The sequence below is a fragment of the Citrobacter sp. TBCS-15 genome, assembly GCF_005280815.1.
GTDB classification, from domain to species: domain Bacteria; phylum Pseudomonadota; class Gammaproteobacteria; order Enterobacterales; family Enterobacteriaceae; genus Citrobacter; species Citrobacter werkmanii.
The window spans coordinates 1-329 of record NZ_SZWK01000054.1; the positions used below are offsets into that span (position 1 = coordinate 1).

The 329-nt window shown below is 28.9% G+C and carries 1 protein-coding gene; it reads left to right on the forward strand.

From position 1 onward, the window contains the following. Window positions 1-135: 135 nt before the first annotated feature. The coding region (locus FDW96_RS25175) for a hypothetical protein (RefSeq protein WP_212732850.1) at window positions 136-329 on the forward strand (194 nt) is incomplete at its 3' end.

Consider the following 329-nt stretch of genomic DNA (forward strand, 5'->3'; position numbering starts at 1 on the left):
TGGTTCAAAGAACGAATCATTTGGTTCAAGAATAAATTGAAAGAACAATAATATTAAGAATAAAAACTTTAGGCTTGACAGCTTAGAGCTTTTTTGATATAATAATACATATAGTTAAAGAAAGGAGGTAATAAAATGATTTTAATACAATGCGTAACCTGTGGGTCTTCAAGTTTCACTAATGGTAAATGTGATTATTGCGGTAACAAGTACGAAGTAAATGAAGACAAAATATTTTACGGCAATTCGAAAGAAGATGATTCATCATTAGATGAGGATATAACCTTTCAAGAAACTCCTGCTGGTAAATTAATACTAAAAATCATGAT